Source organism: Chryseobacterium sp. CFS15 (assembly GCF_031118795.1).
GTDB classification, from domain to species: Bacteria; Bacteroidota; Bacteroidia; order Flavobacteriales; family Weeksellaceae; genus Chryseobacterium; species Chryseobacterium indoltheticum.
In genome coordinates this window covers 39,698-55,630 of sequence record NZ_JAVHYL010000013.1, presented here as the reverse complement: position 1 = coordinate 55,630, position 15,933 = coordinate 39,698, and the positions used below count along the sequence as shown (strand labels likewise).

13 protein-coding genes are annotated in these 15,933 nt (G+C 35.2%); 6 read left to right on the top strand and 7 right to left on the bottom strand.

Features of this window, described 5'->3' with window-relative positions; genetic code table 11:
• Positions 1-11: 11 nt before the first annotated feature.
• Positions 12-2,750: a TonB-dependent receptor gene (locus tag OH814_RS17885; protein ID WP_308829094.1), complete on the bottom strand. Its 2,739-nt coding sequence runs from the start codon at positions 2,748-2,750 to the stop codon at positions 12-14.
• Positions 2,751-2,992: 242 nt separating this feature from the next.
• On the opposite strand from OH814_RS17885, the gene OH814_RS17880 reads away from it, so the two are divergent.
• Both OH814_RS17880 and OH814_RS17875 read left to right on the top strand, forming a co-directional pair.
• Positions 2,993-4,192 (top strand): endonuclease, encoded by a 1,200-nt coding sequence (locus tag OH814_RS17880; RefSeq protein ID WP_308829093.1) that lies wholly within the window; start codon positions 2,993-2,995, stop codon positions 4,190-4,192.
• Between the two features lie 48 nt (positions 4,193-4,240).
• On the top strand, positions 4,241-4,660 hold the full coding sequence (locus OH814_RS17875; RefSeq protein WP_308829092.1) for a DUF6146 family protein: 420 nt from the start codon (positions 4,241-4,243) through the stop codon (positions 4,658-4,660).
• Positions 4,661-4,714: 54 nt separating this feature from the next.
• Here OH814_RS17875 and OH814_RS17870 read toward each other — a convergent pair whose 3' ends face one another.
• On the bottom strand, positions 4,715-5,311 hold the full coding sequence (locus OH814_RS17870) for a superoxide dismutase (protein WP_066676498.1): 597 nt from the start codon (positions 5,309-5,311) through the stop codon (positions 4,715-4,717).
• 259 nt (positions 5,312-5,570) lie between these two features.
• A complete protein-coding gene (rho, locus tag OH814_RS17865; protein ID WP_308829091.1) occupies positions 5,571-7,451 on the bottom strand; it encodes a transcription termination factor Rho in 1,881 nt (626 codons plus the stop codon).
• A 144-nt stretch (positions 7,452-7,595) separates the two neighbouring features.
• On the opposite strand from rho, the gene OH814_RS17860 reads away from it, so the two are divergent.
• The 4 genes from OH814_RS17860 (at position 7,596) to OH814_RS17845 (ending at position 11,462) form a co-directional block, all read left to right on the top strand.
• Entirely contained in the window at positions 7,596-7,985 is a 390-nt protein-coding gene (locus OH814_RS17860) for a DUF4293 family protein (RefSeq protein ID WP_308829090.1), read from the top strand.
• Between the two features lie 294 nt (positions 7,986-8,279).
• Positions 8,280-9,203 (top strand): M28 family peptidase, encoded by a 924-nt coding sequence (locus OH814_RS17855; protein WP_115620541.1) that lies wholly within the window; start codon positions 8,280-8,282, stop codon positions 9,201-9,203.
• Positions 9,204-9,253: 50 nt separating this feature from the next.
• Positions 9,254-11,092, top strand: coding sequence for an ABC transporter ATP-binding protein (locus OH814_RS17850; protein ID WP_076557204.1), 1,839 nt, complete (start codon positions 9,254-9,256; stop codon positions 11,090-11,092).
• Positions 11,093-11,114: 22 nt separating this feature from the next.
• The gene (locus OH814_RS17845; protein WP_308829089.1) at positions 11,115-11,462 is read left to right on the top strand and encodes a DUF1801 domain-containing protein; all 348 of its coding nucleotides are present in this window, start codon (positions 11,115-11,117) and stop codon (positions 11,460-11,462) included.
• Between the two features lie 112 nt (positions 11,463-11,574).
• Here the strand turns inward: OH814_RS17845 and OH814_RS17840 are convergent, their stop codons facing one another.
• From OH814_RS17840 to ftsH, 4 genes are all read right to left on the bottom strand, one after another.
• Positions 11,575-12,228: a phosphatidylserine decarboxylase family protein gene (locus tag OH814_RS17840; protein WP_308829088.1), complete on the bottom strand. Its 654-nt coding sequence runs from the start codon at positions 12,226-12,228 to the stop codon at positions 11,575-11,577.
• 63 nt (positions 12,229-12,291) lie between these two features.
• Entirely contained in the window at positions 12,292-13,164 is an 873-nt protein-coding gene (locus OH814_RS17835) for a phosphatidate cytidylyltransferase (RefSeq protein WP_123886304.1), read from the bottom strand.
• A gap of 23 nt (positions 13,165-13,187) precedes the next feature.
• Entirely contained in the window at positions 13,188-13,769 is a 582-nt protein-coding gene (locus OH814_RS17830; RefSeq protein WP_076557197.1) for an LUD domain-containing protein, read from the bottom strand.
• A 137-nt stretch (positions 13,770-13,906) separates the two neighbouring features.
• Positions 13,907-15,922, bottom strand: coding sequence for an ATP-dependent zinc metalloprotease FtsH (gene ftsH / locus OH814_RS17825; RefSeq protein ID WP_279196567.1), 2,016 nt, complete (start codon positions 15,920-15,922; stop codon positions 13,907-13,909).
• Between the last annotated feature and the right edge of the window lie 11 nt (positions 15,923-15,933).

Sequence of the window (15,933 nt, the reverse complement as noted above, 5' to 3'; positions counted from 1 at the left end):
GTTGTTTTGTTTTAGAATCTTAAATAAACATTTGTAAAGAATGTTGTTCCTCTATCATACCAAAGTTTTGGTCCGAAATAAGGCGTTTGTCTCTGAGACTCTTCAAGAACTTGCGTAAAATTCGCAGCTCTACCCTGCTCAAAACCTCCAGTCACATAATTTCTGTTATTCAAAATATTATTTACCGATACACTGATTCCCATTCTGTACTTACCAATAAGGAAAGATTTCCCTGCATTGGCATTCAACATAAACTGGTCATCAAATTTTGTTTGCTTTGTTAACTGCTGAATAAGTTCAGGAGTAACACCAGCATAAGGGTCGTTTGTTCCTGGATCAGTGTACATAGTAGCTGTTTTATTTAATGCTGAGAAATCAAGATACTGATCCATCAAATAATTTGCCGATGCACCAACCCACCAATATTTAGGAGAATTATATTTTAAACCTAATGAAAATGCTTTTTGTGGAGTTCCGGCAACTTTGTAATCTTTGATATTTGCTTTACCATAACTTCTATATATGTTTTCAGTATTTAAATCATCAAAAGAATATACATCGGGACGATTTGTATACTTATATTCTCCAATACTTGCAACTCCAGTCGCATTCAATGTAGGCGTAATTTTAACATCAAAACCTAGTTCTGCTCCCATGTATCTTTTATCAACACCCGTCATTGCCTCGTTAATCAAAGTATTTACAGATCCTGTTTCACTACTTACCGCAGCATAATATCTTGAAATTTCTGTAGAATTGCTTATTGTTGTATAATAAGCTGACAATCTTAGTTTCAGAACTTGCCCTCTCATGATGTAGCTCAAGTCATTCGAATTTATAACCTGATTTTTAACTCCGGGAGTCAAATAATCTACCGCTCTCGGGTTGATATACAATTCATTAAGTGTCGGAGCTAAACTAAAAAATGCACCGTTGTAAACGATGAAGTTTTTACCATTGATTTTATAGGTAATTTTACCTTTAATCCCTGCATCTAAAGCATCATAAACTTTACTTTTTCCTTTAGAATTATCTTTAAAAGCTATAATCCCACTTCTGTAATCACCTTCTCTCTGAGATTGTGAGTAAGAACTGAAGATAGATGCTACAACATTAAATTTATTGAAATCTACTTCTGACGAAACATTTAATGAATAATGATCTTTCAAAAGCTCATAAGAATACTGTGTTCTGTCGCCTACTCTTACTTCTGTATTTGCATCATCCGTATTGTACTGCACATCGTTGTTGAATGCATTAAGATTGTATGCAAAATTTGCTCCCAATAAATCTTTAACTCTTCTGAAATTGTCTGATCTTAAATTCTGATAATTAAAATTGATATTTAATTTCCAGTTTTCCTTCAATCTTGTATCGAAGTGAGAGGCAAAATTGAATGTTTTATCTCTATTTACATCTTCCACAATGGTATAAACAGCACCTCTTTGAGAGCCATCCATATTTTGATTGTTAAGGTAGTTTGCACTGTAAAGGCTGTTCCAGTCGATTTGTGACTGCGCTCTGAATTCATCTGCAGTGTAATTACCAAAACTCGGTAATTTTCTGTAATAAGTAGGGTTAGGATCTGCTGCGTGGAACCAGTCCAGTCTGCTTCTTGCATCGCTTCCGATTTGGTAAGAAACAGTATTGATCCAGTTTGAGTTTTTACCTATTTTTAAATAATCGGTAAGCATAAACATCGGCTCAAATACTTTTCTGATTCTCGAGTTTCTCTTTTCACCATCTTGCCATCCCCAATATGAGTTGTAATCTTTACCCATAATATCATAAACCTCCTGAGTATTTGGAGAGTTTGATGCTCTGTAAGTAGGAGAACCAAAGCCTGTAAAGTTAATAGAGTGTCTTTCGCTGAATTTTTTCTCAACTGATGCAAAATAAGCATAAGCATCCTGATAAACACCATCAATAATTGCATTGTCTCCCCATCTTCTGCTTCCAGAGAATGTAAATGCCCAGCCACTTTTGCTCATTCCTGAAGAATAAGTGGCCATCGCTCTGTGCAAATAACTTCTGTTGGTAAATGAATATGCTAATGAAGTTTGTTTTCTGTAAGAAGAAGCTCTTGTATTATAATAAGCAACACCTCCCAAGTTACCAAAAGCATATTCTGAAGGTGTAATATTATCTACATTTTCGTATGGATATCTTGTTACATCATTCAAGCCGCCCCAATTATTGAAGTCGATTCTTCCGTCATCATTTTTTGACATCGAAACACCATTAAACATCACATCTTCAAAACGATTATCTACCCCTCTCGGTCTAAACCAATAAGCACCCAGCTCGAAAGCAGAAACATTCTGAAATGCATCTCTACCTGAACTTAAAAGTCCTACTGTAGGCTGCATAGCAGACCCTCCGTCTTCAGTATCAGTTGCAGAATCATCAATCACAACAACTCCGGCATCTGTTCCCAAACTATTGTCTAGTACAATAACACCTAAGTCTTTTCTCTTCTCATCAGCCGTCACATCAAACTCTAAAACTTTAGATTCAAAATTTGGTTTTGTAACGGTAATAAGATAATGTCCTGGTTTTAAATCTACAAACTGAAAGTAACCGATTTTGTCTGCAGTTACATCATCAACAGATTGTTCAAGATCAACCTCTGCTCTCTCTACCGGTTTACCATCCTGACCTTTAATATACGCAAAAACAGTGGTTTGCGCATAGTAATAGGATGCAGGCAATAATGTAAACAAAGAGATTAGGGATAGTTTTTTAATCATAATAAACTTATTTTTTCACCTTCTTTATTTAAGGGGCAACAAATTTAGCATTATTTTCACCAATTAAAACATTTACAGTACTTTATTCTATTAATTATTCTTAACAAATAGTAATGATCCTAAAAAAACTGAGATTTAGATCAGAAATCCTAAAAATAGTGTTACGATAATTTAATGTCTGTATAATCTAAAAAATTGTAATTTTAGCGCCTCTATTTTTTGAATATTTTAATAACATAAACATGAAAAAATATATTATTCTTCTGGCTGTATTATTTTTTAATTTTGGGTCTTCTCAGCAGAAACAAGTTAAAAGAGCAGCCATAGCTTTCCTGAATGTAGAAAATCTTTGGGATACAATACCATCTGCAGACTATATTGACGGAACCCTCCCTTTTTCTAATCCCAAATTTCACAGAAGCGTACCCATCGATTCTTTAAAATTTTTAGAAACTACAGAAGATTACAAAGGAGAATGGAGTAATGAGCTTTTGGTAGGAAAAAAGGTGATACGTCATCAGATCTTAGCGACCGACTTTACAGCAAACAGCCCTAAAAGATGGGGAACAAAGTATTATAATCAAAAATTAGCCAATGAAGCCAAAGTTATTTCTGAACTTGGCAGACAATATACCAATGACAACCCTGCCATCTGTGGCCTGATTGAGGTAGAAAACAGACAGGTAATTGAAGATCTTATTAAACAGCCCGTTTTAGCAAAAAGCAATTATGGTATTGTACACTACAATTCGTACGATGCCAGAGGAATTGATATTGCAATCATTTACCAGAAAAACAGATTTTTAGTTCAAAATTCTTACACCAAAGAAATAAAAGTTTACAACGAAGATGGAAGAAGACAGTACACAAGAGATGTTTTGGTAGCGATCGGTCTTCTGGATGGTGAAAAAATTGCGGTTTTCATGAATCACTGGCCATCAAGAAGTGGTGGCGAAGCAGCTTCTCAACCAAGAAGAAATGCAGCTGCAGCCGTTTTGAAGGCAGAAATGGATAAATTATCTGCAGAATATCCCGGAATAAAGTTAATCTCAATGGGAGATTACAATGACGATCCGGTAAGCCCTAGTTTGAAAAAACATTTAGGTGCTGTAGAAAATCCTGACGAATTATCTGATAAAACTCCTTACTATAATTTAATGTACAAATTATATAAAGCGGGAGTTGCGTCTTTAGCATACAGAGATGCTCCCAACTTATTTGATCAGATTATTGTTTCTCAGAATTTATATTCAAAGGAAAAACTTACACCTACTTACAGCATTTTTAAAGCAGAAATCTATGCGCCTTCTTATTTAGTGAATAAAGAAGGACAATGGAAAGGCTACCCTCTCCGTTCATGGGATGGTGACCGATTCACCGGTGGCTATAGTGACCACTTTCCAGCTGTTTCGATCCTTCAGAAAGAATACATCAAAAAATAAAATTAAGGCGCTCTATTTGGAGTGCTTTTTTTGTGTAAATTACTCATTATGAAAAATTTAATCATTATAATATTTGCTGTTCTTATTCCCGTACATTCATTGGCACAGAACAGCCCGAAAAACGAAAAAGAAGAATCTGCAATGAAACCTTCAAAAAATGATGATGGAGAATGGGATTTGATTGTAATAGACACGCAATTTGATTATTTTATGAATGCCATCGCAAAACCAATTAATCAATACTCTGAAGCTAATTTAAAAAGTAGAAATACAATTCTGGTTACCGAATGGAATTCTTATTACAGGTCTGGAAGATATCGAAATATCATCGAATCTTCCATAGATTATGATCCAAGAGAAAAATACGGAATCAAATTTGAGTATAAACTGTATCAGGTTTTCGCTTATGTAAATTGGAAGTACAAACTGAGAATGAGTGGATTGAGTGCAAGCGACACTTTCAGATAACATAAAAAAGGTTCAGAAAATTTCTGAACCTTTTTTATTTAAAATAACCAAAGATTATTTGTTGAATAATTCTTCTACTTTATCCCAGTTTACAACATCGAAGAACGCAGATACATAATCAGGTCTTCTGTTTTGATAGTTTAAGTAATAAGCGTGCTCCCAAACATCCAATCCTAAAACCGGAGTTCCTTTTGCATCAGCAACAGGCATTAATGGGTTGTCTTGGTTTGGAGTAGAAGTTACAGAAACAGATCCGTCTTCATTTTTCACCAACCAAGCCCATCCTGAACCAAATCTTGTTTTAGCAGCTTCAGAAAAATCATTTTTGAATTTTTCAAGACCACCATAATTTTCAATAGCAGCTTTTACACTTCCTACAGGTTCTTTGCTTCCTCCTGGAGTTAAGATTTCCCAGAAAAGAGAGTGATTGAAGTGACCACCACCGTTATTTCTTACCGCTGGTTTTTCAACACCCGTTCGGCAGATTTCTTCAATAGTTAATCCGTCTAGATCAGTTCCTTCAATCGCTTTATTTAAGTTGTCAACATACGCTTGATGATGCTTTGAATGGTGGATTTCCATTGTTTTTGCATCTATTGTTGGCTCTAAAGCTTCGTACGCATATCCTAATTTTGGTAATTCAAATGACATAAATTTATTTTTAATGTTATGACTCAAAGTTAGCCAATATTTCAGCCAATATCAAAAATTGAAGATTATTTTAATAAATCTTTAACATTGATAATAACAAAAAGAGAGGAAAATATTGCGAAAATATTATTTTAAATTACTATTATTAAGTAAAGCTTGTCAGTTTTCGAGAAATTCAAATATCAGCTTAAAGAAGTTTACACAAAAAAAATCAGTCAAAATTTGACTGATTTTATATTTTTAAAGTAAAAATACTTTATTATCTGTTCATCGACATCAAGAACTCTTCATTATTTAAAGTTCCTCTGATGTTTTTGTTGACAAATTCCATTGCTTCGATAGGATTCATTTCTGAAAGATACTTTCTGAAAATCCACATTCTCTGTGAAGTTACTTCGTCAAGCAATAAATCGTCTCTTCTTGTACTTGAAGAAACCAAATCGATGGCAGGATAAATTCTTCTGTTAGCAATTTTTCTGTCTAATTGAAGTTCCATGTTTCCGGTACCTTTGAATTCCTCAAAAATAACTTCATCCATTTTAGAACCTGTATCAATTAAAGCGGTTGCGATAATCGTCAACGATCCTCCGTTTTCAATTTTTCTTGCAGCTCCGAAGAATCTTTTAGGTTTGTGAAGAGCATTTGCATCAACACCACCTGAAAGTACTTTCCCAGATGCCGGAGTCACCGTATTATAAGCTCTTGCCAATCTTGTAATTGAATCTAAAAGAATCACCACATCATGGCCACATTCTACCATTCTCTGGGCTTTCGCTAAAACTAAATTAGCAACCTTTACGTGCTTATCTGCAGCTTCATCAAACGTAGAAGCAATTACTTCTGCATTCACACTTCTTTCCATATCGGTAACTTCTTCAGGACGTTCGTCGATCAAAAGAACCATCATATAAACTTCAGGGTGATTGGCTGCGATAGAATTGGCAATATCTTTAAGCAACATCGTTTTACCGGTTTTGGGCTGAGCAACGATCATTGCTCTTTGCCCTTTCCCGATGGGTGCAAAAAGATCTACAATTCTTGTTGACATCGTAGAATTATCTCCCGACAGATTAAATTTCTCTTCAGGGAATAATGGCGTAAGGTATTCAAAAGCAACACGATCTTTAATATATGCTAAATCACGTCCGTTAACTTCAATAGGCTTTAATAATGAAAAGTATTTTTCGCCCTCTTTCGGAAGTCTTACAATTCCTCTTACCGTATCTCCGGTTTTCAAACCAAAATTTCTGATCTGTGCTGTCGAAACATACACGTCATCCGGTGACGAAATATAAGAGAAGTCTGATGAACGCAAAAATCCGTAATTATCCGGTAAAATTTCCAAAACCCCTTCAATACTAACCATTCCGTCGAAGCTGAACTCTTTTTTCTGTTCGTGCTGCTCCTCTTGTCTTTCAGGTCTTTCAGCATGTTGCTGTCTGTTCTGATTAGGATTCTGGTTTTGATTAGGGTTGTTTTGATTAGAATTCTGATTTTGGTTATTGTTCTGATTTCTATTTTGAGAATTTCCACTGTTTTGTTGTGGATTATTTTGACCTTTTTGATTTTGAGGCTGACCTTGTTGTGCTTGTTGCGGTCTTTTAGGTCTTTCTTCTTTAGCTTGTGCAGGTGCACTTGGCTGAGAATCTATATTTAAAGGAAGTTCTAATGTTCCTTTTACTTCAATTTCACTATTTTGTGCAGGAGGCGAAACTCTTTTTCTTTTTTGCCTGTTATTAGAAGAAGTTGGTTTCTCTTCAGGAGCACTTTCTTTAGTTTCAGCTTCAGCTTTTACTTCTTCAGCAGGGGCTTCTTCTGTTTTTATCTCTTCCGGTGCAGTTGCAGGCGGTGTTTCTTTTGGCTCCGTTACCGCTTTAGGCTTTGCCGTTCTTTTTGGAGCAGCTTTTTTGGGAGCAGGTTTTACTACCTTCTCTGCCGGTTGTTCTTCTGTAACAGCAGCAGGGGTTTCTGTGGTATTGAAATAATCTTTTGTAACTTTAGGGTTGGAAGCCTGAAAATCTAGAATAGCAAAAATTTTATCATTTTCATTGCTGGTTCTTGCAACCTTAACGCCCAAATCTTTTAAGATTTTAGTCAATTCCGTTACAGATTTTGACCTTAACGTTTCTATGTTAAACATATTTATGTAAAAATGTAATTAGTTGTGAGTAAGAAAAGTAAGTCGGGTGACTTTTGTTTTCAAGTACATTGTATGTTGCAAATCTACACTTATTTTTGAATTGTGCAAAATTTATGTTATTTTTGCTTCTGAATTTGAAATTCTATGTTACAGAGAATACAGACCATTTGGATTTTGCTGTCGGTTTTAGCAGCAGCTTTCTTATATATAACGGGGCAAGATGTGGATGCTTTCGGGAATCTTCCGATCATTAGTATTGCTTGCATTATCCTTGTGTTGGTTGGCGCATTGAGTTTGTTTAGTTTTAAAAACAGAAAAAGACAAATCTTGCTGAATAATATCAGCATCATTATAAACGCTTTGTTGATTGGTGTATTGGTGTACTGGATGCAAAACTTATCCGGAGGAATAGATTTTCCTGAGAAGGGTATTGAGCCGGTTTTCCCATCGATTGCGGTAATTTGTTTGTTTTTGGCAAATATTTTTATCAAGAGAGATGAGAGGCTCGTAAAATCTGTAGACAGACTACGATAACCTTACAACGATTTTTTGAGTGAGAACAGCTTCCTTTTTGGGAGCTGTTTTTTTATTTCCCATTGATTTCACAGATTTATGCAGATGGTTATAGTATATTTAAATTTTTGTTGTTCAAACCTTATAGGTTTTAAAAACCTATAAGGTTTAGGGAGCATCTATATAATTTAATCATAATAAAACCTGTGAGAGTCTGTGAAATCTGTGGGATGTAAATAAATTAAGATTACTTGCAACATTTTGTATAAAACAGCTACTTATTCAATTAGTATAAAGAAATAATATAATTTAAATATGAAAAAACTAACCTTCCTTTTCCTATCCCTTTTTTCTGCTTCGGCTTTCGCACAAGATGTTTCTGAAGAGAGCGTAAGAACCGTCATTTCAACTCTGGCTTCTGACGAAATGAAAGGTCGTGAAATCGGAACTCCTGAAAACGATAAAGCTGCAGAATACATTGCACAGCTTTTCAAAGAAAACAATTTAGAATATTGTACAGGAAATTCTTATCTCGTTCCTTTTAATTATAAAGGAAAAACGGCTTACAATGTGTGCGGAATCAAGAAAGGAAAATCGGAAAAGTTTTTAGGATTCTCGGGTCACTTTGATCATATCGGGGTAAGCAATAAATCGGGAGACAATATCTACAACGGCGCAGATGACGATGCCAGCGGAATTACCACTTTGGTAGGAATTGCCGATTATTTTAAAAATAAAAAACCTGAATTCTCAATGGTTTTCATGGCATTTAATGGCGAAGAAAAAGGAATGCTAGGTTCAACCGCTATTTCTGAGGATAAAAATTTAGACCCAATCTATAATAATCTTTCAGCATTATTTAATTTTGAAATGGTTGCAACCGAAGCAGAATTCGGAAAAAACACCGTTTTCATTACTGGTGACGAGTTTTCTGATCTTGATGAATTGTTTAATCAAAATGCGGTTAATGGTTTAAAAATCCATCCTGATCCTTATGCGAAGCAACAGCTATTTTACAGATCAGATAATGTAAGTTTTGTAAAAAAGAAGATTATTGCCCATTCTATTTCTACCGCAGACATGAGCAAAATAAAACATTATCATGAGGCAAATGACGACATGAGTATTGTAAATTCTGAAAATATGACACAGATTATCAATAATTTTGCTAAAACTTTAGAAAAATTAAGTCCAAAAAACTTTAATCCTAAGTATAATGATAAAGTAAAATTCAATTAAAAACGTCTTATCATTATATTTTAATTAATTTTGCTATCCAATTTTATTGAATGAACGAATATAAAAAAATACTCAGATTCGCACGACCGCATCAGAAATACATCTACGGAAGTTTATTCTTCAATCTTTTATATTCCGTATTTCAGATTGCATCTTTAGGGACTATATTACCCGTTTTGGGAATGCTTTTTGGCACCATCAAACGTGAAAACTTCAAAGCTGCTCCTGTATATTCCGGAGATCTTGTAGATTTATTTTCTTACTTAAAGAAGTATTCTAATTATTACATCCAGACTTTGGTTGATGATTATGGCACTTTGAATGTTTTAGCCTGGCTTTGCGTAATCACTGCATTTATGTTTTTACTAAGAAACATTTTCAGATATTTGGGATCTTTCCTTCTTATTAATTATCGTGTTGGTGTTACCAAAGATCTTCGAGGTGAGATGTATCGTAAGGTTTTATCTTTACCTGTTTCATTTTTTACAGATAGTAGAAAAGGAGATATGATGTCTCGTATGTCAAACGACGTTGGCGAAGTAGAAGGAAACATTTTGGGAAGCTTGGTAGATTTGATCAATGCTCCGTTTATGTTAATCAGTACTTTGATAAGTCTTTTCTGGTTAAGTTCTGAGCTTACCTTATTCTCTCTTTTGGTTTTACCGGTAATGGGAACAATGATTGCTTTAATAGGGAAAAGCCTGAAAAAAGATTCTCATGAAGCACAAAACGAAATGGGAACCATCTTCTCTATCGTTGATGAAACTCTGAAATCTTCTAAGGTGATCAAAATCTTCAGCGCAGAGAAAATAATGGACAACCGTTTCATGGGTTCTATGCAAAAATGGATCAACAGTTCGATCAGATTAGGCAGAAAAAAGGAACTGGCATCACCAATAAGCGAATTTTTGGGATCTGTAACCTTTTTAATTATCGCATGGTATGGTGGGAAGCAAATTATTGTAGACCAAAGTATTGCTCCGGAAGACTTTTTAGTATTTTTAGGAATGTTCTTCCAGATTTTACCGCCGGTAAAAAGTTTATCTGCTTCTATTTCTAATGTTCAGAAAGGTGAGGCTTCTTTACACAGAGTTTTAGAAATTCTTGACGCTGACGTAAAGATTGAGGAAATTGCAGAACCTGTTTCTATTTCAAACCTGAATACACACATCCATTTTAAAGATATTGGTTTTTATTACGATAAATCTAATTTGATTTTAAAGAATTTTAACCTGATTATTCCAAAGGGAAAAACAGTCGCATTAGTTGGTCAAAGCGGAAGCGGAAAAACGACGATTGCCAATCTTTTGGCGCGTTTCTATGATGTTTCGGAAGGTCAGATTTTAATTGACGAAACCGATATTAAGCATTTAAAACTAACCGAATACAGAAAGCTTTTAGGAATGGTTACCCAAGAGTCTGTATTGTTCAACGATACGGTTTACAACAATATTTTGATGGGTAAACCTGAAGCAACAAGGGATGAAGTAATTGCTGCAGCAAAAATTGCCAACGCAGATCACTTTATTAGTCAGCTCCCAAACGGCTACGACACCAACATCGGTGATGACGGAGGAAAACTTTCTGGCGGACAAAAACAGAGAGTTTCTATCGCAAGAGCTGTTCTGAAAAACCCACCGATTATGATTTTGGATGAAGCAACTTCTGCTTTGGATACAGAATCAGAAAAATTTGTGCAGGATGCCCTTGAAAAGATGATGGAAAACAGAACTTCACTGGTTATCGCTCACCGACTTTCAACGATTCAGAAAGCAGACTGGATTGTCGTTATGGAAAAAGGCGATATCGTAGAACAGGGAAGTCACCAAGAATTAATGGCAAGAAGAGGAACTTATCACAAGTTGGTAGAACTTCAGAATTTTGACTAAACAATTTTAAATTCAATTTAAAATGAATCCTATACAAGAGTACTTCTACAGAATCGATGAGCCTGAAAGAAGTACTCTTCTGTTTTTACGAAAAAAGATTTTAGAATCTGATACCGAAAACATTACAGAAACTCTGAGTTTTGGGTTGCCGTTTTTTAAGTTTAAAAAGAAAATGCTCTGCTATCTTTATTACAGCAAAAAACATAAAAAACATTACATCAGCTTTTATCATGGCGACCGACTCGATTACACTGAACTCATCAGCGAAGGCAGAAAGAAGTTTAAAATTCTTTTAATTGATGAAAACGAGGATTTGCCTGTGGATTTTATTTTAAGCCTGATTATGGAAGTAAAAAATTATATAAAATAGTTGAAATAAAAACCGCTATATAAGAGTTTTTTAATAAAAGCATTTTACAGAATTAATAAGCCAAAAAAAGACCGCTTCTTTCGAAACGGTCTTTATATATTTTCATTTAATATTAATCTCTCATTTTAGCAATCACATCGACTCCGCCTTTGGTTTTGTCTCCGATTTTACAGATAATTTCTGTATCGAGTGGTAAAAAAATATCCATTCTTGAACCGAATTTAATGAAACCGAATTCATGTCCTGCTTTTGCTTTATCACCTTCTTTGCAATAGAAAACAATTCTTCTTGCAACATATCCTGCAATTTGTCTGAAGACCACTTTATGTTTCGTTAAACTCTCTACCGCAATGGTTGTTCTTTCGTTTTCTGTAGACGATTTTTCGTGCCATGCAACCAGATATTTTCCCGGATGATATTTCTTATAAATTACATCCCCGGAAACCGGATATCTACAAATATGAACATTCAGCGGAGACATAAAAATAGAAATCTGAATCGCTTTTCCTTTGATAAACTCATCTTCTTCTACTTCTTTAATCATCACTACTTTGCCATCAACAGGAGCAATTACATTTTCCACATGATCTAAAATATCACGGTTCGGAACTCTAAAGAACCAAAACACCAAACTGTAAATAACCAATAATGGTACGATGATCAAAAGCGACCACATTTCAAGAAAATAAATAGATGCCGCCGCAATAATTGCGAAAAGTATAGACGCTACCGCGATGGTGCCTTTCGACTCTTTATGTAATTTCATAATGATACTAATTGTTGTTTGTTATAAGCAACGCAGTGTGTGAAGTATAACAGTAATATAAGTTTAAATAAATTTTTCTAAAATAAAGTACAAATATACGACAGGAACGCAGATTAAAAAACTGTCTAGCCTATCTAATACGCCACCATGCCCAGGAATGATGTTTCCGCTGTCTTTTACCCCGAAATTTCTTTTTAGCTGGCTTTCTACCAGATCTCCCAAAGGCGCAAAGGCGGCAATCAGAAAGCCGACAACCATCCAGTTCCCACGAAGCTGTGGCTGATATTGTTCTACAAAATAAGACAGAACCAACGTTAAAACAACTCCTCCAATATAACCTTCCCAGGTTTTTTTAGGTGAAATCTTTGGTGCCATTTTATGTTTTCCGAAGAATTTCCCTACCAGATATGCAAAGGTATCACTGCTCCAAATCAAAATAAATAAGAAAATTACTTCTAATGAAAAGGTATTTTCCATTGAAGAATATTTGGGCAAGCCTAAGGCAAAAGAAAACGGAAGAGCAACGTAGATTACTGTAAAAATAAGCTTTCCGCTGTCTATATAAAGTTCACTTGAAAATTTAAATAAGGTAATTACCGCAATTACGGTTAATGAAATGGCTAAAATCTCCGACAATCTAAAATCAAAATAAAAACCGTGCTGGAAGTATCTTTTAGAGAAAACATAGAAAATAAAAAGGACGAGAGGAAAAACAATCCACTTTTCGTAACCGTCTCCGAATTTCATAATCTTTATACATTCCCAAGTTCCTACCAACAAAAGAAGACTTATCAAGCCATAGTACAAATACTGTTGTTGAACGAGACCTGGAGAAACCGAGTCTAGAAGCTGCGCACCAAAAGGTGTGGCACAAAGAAATATTACGGCTACATAAACCAGCCCAGAAATTGTTCTTTGAATAAGATTTTTGTCCAAAATTTAAAATTTAGAAAGCTATGCTAATCTTCCAACAAGAGTAAGAATAGCTTCGTATTATTGTTTGCAGCAGCATCCAACTTAGAATGATTTCCGCTGATTGAAGTAAGATTTTTGATGTTTCCGGTGCGTTTTATCTTGCCCATTGCGTCATTAAGATTATTGACGATCTGAGAGACATTTGCCATAATAATAATTTTACTAGGCAGTCTTGAAGAATGATAATGCAGAATATTATTGTGAGAAAGCATGATTCTGCCATCGTACGCAATAAGATATTCGCATGAAATAAAAGCGGCATCGTTACGCGATTCCAGTTCGGGAGTGTTATTGATTTTAATTACATTCAAAAAACCCTGAAGATCTTTATCACAGCAAAAAACAGAGTTGATTCCCTCAATTTTCAAAATCTGATTTAAGGTCTGCAATGCTTCCGCCTCATCTGCGCAATAGTTGAAAAAGCCACCAGAATGCGTAAATAATTGCGCAAACTTGTAATCGAGATCTGCATTTTTCAGCGAATCTCCAAGCTTTTCCAGGCTCTGCTTCTCATCTTCTTCGGGCTGGTTGGTTAGTTTGCTTACAATTCTTTTAAATAAACTCAACTTAGTATATTTTTAGTCAACTTAATACAAAAATAGAAAATATAATTATAATTCGTCTAAGAATATAGTTTAAATAACAAAAAACCCGACAAATAGATTATTCGCCGGGAGTTTATATTAAATCCTATCAGGATATTTTAAATTTGAGTGGAGCTTTCAGGAGCCTGAATTTCACTACCATCTTCTTTTTCTTTAATCACAATTGGCTCTCCGATTTCTTCAACTGCAGGAATTGTATTCGTTACAGGTCTCTCTGTCAATTCAGGATCCCATGCTCTTTTACCGAATATATCCTCAAGATCTTCACGGAATATCACTTCTTTTTCTAAAAGCTTATTCGCCAAAGCATCCAGTTTATCTTTATTATCCGTAAGAATCTGAACTGCTCTCTGATATTGGTTTTCGATGATTGATTTAATTTCAACATCAATTTTCTTAGCCGTTTCTTCAGAGTAAGGTTTCCCAAAACTGTACTCAGACTGTCCTGAACTGTCATAGTAAGAAATATTACCAATATTCGGGCTTAGTCCGTAGATAGTTACCATAGCCTGAGCTCTTTTCGTTACACTTTCCAAATCGGAAAGCGCACCTGTCGAAATATTGTTAAATATCACCTGCTCTGCAGCTCTACCTCCCAACGTTGCACATAACTCGTCCAACATTTGTTCTGTAGTCGTTAATTGCCTTTCTTCCGGAAGATACCAGGCTGCTCCTAAGGAACGTCCTCTTGGCACAATCGTCACTTTTAAAAGCGGTGCAGCATGTTCTACCAACCAAGATATGGTAGCGTGCCCAGCCTCGTGATAAGCAACTCTCTTCTTCTCTGAAGGTTTGATGGCCATATTTTTCTTTTCGAGACCACCGATGATTCTGTCTACAGCATCAAGAAAATCTTGTTTTGTAACCGAAGTATGACTATTTCTAGCTGCAATTAATGCTGCTTCGTTACAAACATTAGCAATATCTGCCCCACTGAATCCAGGAGTTTGCTTTGCTAAGAAATCTCTGTCAACATTCTCATCCAACTTGATTTTCAATAAATGAACATCAAAAATATCTCTTCTTTCATGTAATTCCGGAAGATCTACATAGATCGAACGGTCAAAACGACCCGCTCTCATTAAAGCTTTATCTAAAATATCGGCTCTGTTGGTAGCAGCCATCACGATAACGTTAACATCTGTTCCGAAACCATCCATTTCAGTCAAAAGCTGGTTTAATGTATTTTCTCTTTCGTCGTTTCCGCCTGAGAAATTATTTTTACCTCTTGCTCTACCAATAGCATCAATCTCATCGATGAAGATAATTGCAGGAGATTTAGCTTTAGCCTGAGCAAACAAATCTCTTACTCTTGAAGCACCTACCCCGACAAACATTTCAACAAAATCTGAACCAGACAATGAGAAGAAAGGAACTTTAGCTTCACCAGCAACAGCTTTCGCCAACAAGGTTTTACCTGTTCCCGGAGGGCCTACCAAAAGTACACCTTTAGGAATTTTACCTCCCAATTTGGTATATTTTTCTGAGTTCTTTAAGAAATCTACAACTTCCTGCACTTCTTCTTTAGCACCTTCCAATCCTGCAACATCTTTAAATGTCACCTGAATTCTTTCTTTTTCGTCAAAAAGCTTGGCTTTAGATTTTCCGATAGAGAAAATTTGTCCGCCAGGACCGCCACCGCCGCCCATCTTTCTGAAAAGTATGAAATAGAAAAGTCCTAAAATGGTAATCCAGATTAATGCCTGAATAAGAATACTCATTAATGGACTTTCTCCTTCTGCGTAATCTTTAGTTGTTTTTAAAGCGGGATTTTCAGCTTTCAAAGTTTCAAACTTTGATAAAAACAACTGTAAATCACCATATTTAAGTGTATAATCTGCTTTTGGAGTCATTCCCAGTGATGAGAATGGGTTCGAACTTTTATCCTGAGTTTTTACGGTCTCCGTTTTAGCAGCTTTTGTTAAATAAACTTCAGCATTTTGTTTTTGCTTGTCTATCAACACTTTTTGAATCTTCCCAGCCTGCATCTCTTTGAAGAACGAATCTTCATCAATAGATTTTGCACTGTCGCCGCCCATAGAATTTGCAACAAAAAATAACACAAGTGCTATAATCATGACAGGGAAAAACCAGTTAAATCCTTTATTATTCATTTATTACTTTT